Annotated in this window: 4 protein-coding genes; all 4 read left to right on the top strand. The window is 75.6% G+C overall.

Translation table 11 applies throughout. From position 1 onward, the window contains the following. Window positions 1-257, top strand: a 257-nt coding sequence (locus ACFQ3T_RS35500; protein ID WP_380730341.1) for an RNA polymerase sigma factor, incomplete at its 5' end; no start/stop codon positions are given. Next, a complete protein-coding gene (locus ACFQ3T_RS35495) occupies window positions 254-1,036 on the top strand; it encodes a cupin domain-containing protein (RefSeq protein ID WP_380730339.1) in 783 nt (260 codons plus the stop codon). The genes ACFQ3T_RS35500 and ACFQ3T_RS35495, both read left to right, overlap by 4 nt. Window positions 1,037-1,050: 14 nt before the next feature. Then, on the top strand, window positions 1,051-1,845 hold the full coding sequence (locus ACFQ3T_RS35490) for an ABC transporter ATP-binding protein (RefSeq protein WP_380730337.1): 795 nt from the start codon (window positions 1,051-1,053) through the stop codon (window positions 1,843-1,845). Then, window positions 1,842-3,176: a hypothetical protein gene (locus tag ACFQ3T_RS35485; protein WP_380730335.1), complete on the top strand. Its 1,335-nt coding sequence runs from the start codon at window positions 1,842-1,844 to the stop codon at window positions 3,174-3,176. The genes ACFQ3T_RS35490 and ACFQ3T_RS35485 overlap by 4 nt, the downstream gene beginning before the upstream one ends. Window positions 3,177-3,310: the final 134 nt, after the last annotated feature.

Genomic DNA, 3,310 nt, shown 5'->3' with positions numbered 1-3,310 from the left:
CCCGGCCGCTGCCCGCGGTCGAGGCCGCGGCCGCCGCCGCGACCGCCGCCGAGGACGAGGTCCTGGCGGGCGCGTTGAGCGACGACGTCGGCGGCGCGTTGCGCGACCTCGCGCCGGAGCTGCGGCAGGTGTTGCAGGCGATGGTGCTGGACGGGCTGACCGTGCGGGAGACCGCGGTGCTGCTCGGGGTGCCCGAGGGCACCGTCAAGACCCGCGTCCGGCGCGCCCGGATCGCGATGCGGGAGGCACTGTCATGAGCGAGCACCCGAAGGCCGACTCGATCGCCCGGTACGCGTCGGGTGACGACCTGCCCGCCGACGTGCTGTGGGCGGTCGAGGCGCACCTGGAGGCGTGCCAGACGTGCCGTCTGCGGCTGGCCGACGCGGCTCCGCCGCAGGTCACGGTACTGACGGCGGCCGTGTGGGCGGGGTTGGAGCCGACCGCGACGCGGGCCGGCGCGCCGGCGGGCCGACGACGTCGGTTCGTCCGGTGGGCCACGCCGTCGTTGCTGCCGTGGCTGGCGATGACGGCGTTCGCGGTCCTGGCGGCGCTGGCGCTGGACGGCCTGCTGTCCGGGCGCTCGACGTCGTCCGCGGTGCTGTTGATCGCGCCGGTCGTGCCCGTCCTGGGTGTGGTCGCGGCCTGGTCGCGCGGCATGGACCCGGCGCACGAGCTGGTGGTGTCCACGCCCCGGGCCGGGCTGCAGCTGGTGCTGCGCCGCACGCTCGCGGTGCTGGCGGTCGTGCTGCCCGGGTTGCTGCTCGGCGGCTGGGCGACCGGCGCGTCGCCCGCGTACTGGCTGCTGCCGTGCCTGGCCGTCACGTCCGCGACCCTGGCGCTGGGCGGCGTGATCGGGGTGCGCCGGGCCGCCGTCGTCACCGCCACGTCCTGGACGGTGCTGGTGATCGGTCCGGCGGTGGTCGTCGGCGGCGAGCCCGGTGTGCTGACGCCGGCCGCGGCGCCGGTCTGGGCGGCGGTGCTCGTGGGGTGCGCCGCCGCCGTGTTCTTCAGGTCCGCGGCCTACGCGCGCCTGTGATGGAGGGGAAGCAGATGGCACGTGCGGTGAGCGCGGCGGAGGTCGCGCCGACGGGGTACGCCTGGCAGGTCGAGGCGCGGGGCCTGCGCGTGCGCGCGGGTCGCACGATGGCGGTGGACGGGCTGGACCTGCGGCTCGGCACGGGGGTGCACGGGCTGCTCGGGCCGAACGGCGCGGGGAAGACCACGTTGATCCGGTCGCTGGCGACCGTGGTGCGGCCCGCGTCCGGGACGTTGTCGGTGCTCGGCTCGTCGGTGTCGGGGCGGCCCGACCTGCGCCGGGTGCGTCGGTCGCTGGGCTACCTGCCGCAGGACTTCGGCTACTACAAGCGGTTCACGGTGCGCGAGTTCGTCGAGTACGTGGCGTGGCTGAAGGAGATGCCGAAGCGGGACGTGCCCGGCGCGGTGCAGCGGGCCGTGGAGCGGGTCGGGCTGGCCGATCGCGCCGACTCCCGGCTGAAGACGCTGTCCGGCGGCATGGTGCGGCGGGCGGGCATCGCGCAGGCGATCGTGAACGACCCGGAGGTGCTGCTGCTCGACGAGCCGACCGCCGGGCTCGACCCCGGTCAACGGGTCCGGTTCCGGGAGTTGTTGCAGGAACTGGGTTCCGACTCGTGCGTGGTCGTGTCGACGCACCTGGTCGAGGACGTCGCGGCGGCGTGCACGGACGTGGTGCTGATCAACAAGGGCCGGCTGGTGTTCCAGGGCACGCCCGACGACCTGGCCGCCGCGGGTGGGCCCGGCGACGTCGGCGACAGCCCGCTCGAACGCGGCTACTCGGCCCTGCTCGGTGGGGCGGGTGAGTGGTGAGGATTCTCGGGATCGAGCTCAGGCGGACCGCGGCGCTGGTCCTCGGCGCGCTCACGGTGCTCGTCGTGGTGGGCATGCTGCAATGGGGTCCGTCGATGAAGAACAGCGCCGCCTGGTCACGGCAGTGGTCGACGATGGCCGAGTGGGTCCGGTTCATGCTCATGATCGCCTGGCCGCTGGTGCTGGGCGGTGGGGCGTTGCAGGGCCTGCGGGACCGGCGGTCCGGGGTGGAGGAGCTGTTCGGCTCCACGCCGCGGCCCCGTGCCCAGCGGGTGGGGTGGACGCTCGGGGCGTTGGCGGCGGCGCTGGTCGCGGCGTACGCGGTGGTGCTCGCGGTCGGCGCGGCGCAGGTCGTGTCGGCGACGGACTACTTCCACCTCCGCTGGCTGCCGGTCGCGGTGGTGGGTGTGGTGGCCCTGGTGGCCGCGGCGGCGCTGGGCATGGGGCTGGCCAGGCTCGTGCCGTCCCTGTTGACGCCGCCGCTGCTGGCGGTCGGCGGGATGGCGCTGATGACCCTCGGGCTGGGCCCGACGGGGGAGGACACGCTCCGCTGGACGCTGCTGCTCCCGTCGTTGCCGATGCCGGTGACGGTGTACGCGTCGGTGCCGGGACCGGTGAGCGCGGTGCAGCTGCTGTGGTTCACCGGGGTGGCGCTGACGGGGTTCCTGCTGGTGGCGTCGCGGCGGCGGTGGGCGGGGCTGCTGCCCGTGCTGGTGGCCGGTGCGGTCGCGGCGCCGTTGATGCCGGCGTCGGCGACGGCGCGGGACGAGGTGGCGGCGGAGCTGGTGTGCGCGGAGCAACTGTGCCTGACGCGGGCGCACGAGCACGAGCGGGCGGCGTTGGCCGGACCCGCGCGGGAGGCGTTGCGCCTGCTGGCGAAGCTGCCGTCACCGCCGACGTCGGTGCGGGAGGTGGCGGCCGCGGTGCGGGGCAACCCGGAGCGCGGGCCGGAGTCGACGGAGGCCGTGTGGGTGAGCCTGGACGACTTCACCTACTTCCGCCGTGAACCCCCGACGCCCGAGCAGCTGACGGCGTACCTGGTGGCCGGCGCGGGCACGCGGACGTGCTACAGCGACCGCATCCCCCGTGAGGTGGGCCGGGAGGTGGCGGCGCGCACGGTGATGACGGCGTGGCTGACGGGCCGCGTCGAGCCGCTGCCCTCGTTCCGCCTGTGGTTGGGGGAGGAGATCGACGCGCTGACCGAGCGGGCGTGGGCGCACCTGCGCACGTTGCCCGAGCCCGTCCAGGCGGCGAGGGTCCAATCGGCCCGCGAGGTCCAGGCCGCGTGCGCCGGCGACGCCCTCGGTGTCCTGACCGGAGGTGCGGCGTGACGCGATGGGTGCTGCTCCACGCGCGGTCGCGGCAGGTGGCGGGAGCGGCGGTGGCCGTGGTGGTCGGGGTGGCGGTGCTCGCCGCGCTCGTCCTCGCGGACGGCAGCCCGCACCTCGCCGCGTTCGGCGCGGCG

It is taken from the genome of Saccharothrix hoggarensis, from assembly GCF_042678885.1.
In the GTDB taxonomy this organism is placed as follows: domain Bacteria; phylum Actinomycetota; class Actinomycetes; order Mycobacteriales; family Pseudonocardiaceae; genus Actinosynnema; species Actinosynnema hoggarensis.
This window is presented reverse-complemented; position numbering and strand designations above follow the sequence as displayed.

Coding starts and splice junctions, on each gene's coding strand:
- ACFQ3T_RS35495 (WP_380730339.1), top strand. CDS start 254: ATGAGCGAGCACCCGAAGGCCGACTCGATCGCCCGGTACGCGTCGGGT.
- ACFQ3T_RS35490 (WP_380730337.1), top strand. CDS start 1,051: ATGGCACGTGCGGTGAGCGCGGCGGAGGTCGCGCCGACGGGGTACGCC.